Source organism: Arthrospira sp. PCC 8006 (assembly GCF_046480465.1).
In the GTDB taxonomy this organism is placed as follows: domain Bacteria; phylum Cyanobacteriota; class Cyanobacteriia; order Cyanobacteriales; family Microcoleaceae; genus Limnospira; species Limnospira platensis.
Genome location: NZ_PKGG01000526.1, coordinates 1 through 558, shown reverse-complemented (window position 1 = coordinate 558; position 558 = coordinate 1). Strand labels below are relative to the sequence as shown.

Below are 558 nucleotides of genomic sequence, written 5' to 3'. Positions count from 1 at the left end.
AACAACTTGCAAAGACTGGGAATAGGCATCCGTTAGCCAAGGGTATTTCTTTTTTAACCCTGGTAACAGACCCTGGATATATCCACGAGATAATCATTTGCCTGTCTTGAGATATGTTTCTTGGCATAGGTTGAGTGCCAAATTCCAATACCAACGACAGCATCCAAACGCCTTGGCGAGAGATGCTTTTTGGTCGTCGGTTGGGTAGATGCGATACTTGTACGCCTTATACATTATCTTTATTTGCTGTTGCCGATAACATTGTAGCTGATCATCCGAGGATTCGCTATCGCTCAGTTTGTTTATTGGTTGCTATTCATCCCCTCCCTGCAAGCGAGGAAGGGGAATTCCGCAACATTTTGTTAAAGTTCTGCTAACCAGGTTGCAATGGCGGATATCAGATTCGCGCTTATTGGGGGGAAAGCCTTTTAAGGGCGCGTCTAGGGGGTCCTCGGTGAGGATGGCAATGGCAATGACCCCGGTGAGTTTTGCGCAGAAGCTGATGAGTTCCGGGGTGGGATGTTCGCAGTCGGTGAGGAGGAGGGCGCGGTGRGGGAG

General features: G+C 48.8%; 1 protein-coding gene and 1 pseudogene. Both read right to left on the bottom strand.

Translation table 11 applies throughout. The annotated features are described in order from the left end of the window. Window positions 1-93: 93 nt before the first annotated feature. Window positions 94-234, bottom strand: a complete 141-nt coding sequence (locus B9T16_RS29190) for a helix-turn-helix domain-containing protein (protein ID WP_190593868.1) — start codon at window positions 232-234, stop codon at window positions 94-96. 78 nt (window positions 235-312) lie between these two features. Beyond that, window positions 313-558, bottom strand: a pseudogene (locus B9T16_RS29185) (hypothetical protein); the annotation flags it as partial.

What these genes read in the sequence shown, in the direction of transcription:
- B9T16_RS29190 (WP_190593868.1), bottom strand. Translation starts at nt 234, where the DNA reads ATGTATAAGGCGTACAAGTATCGCATCTACCCAACCGACGACCAAAAA.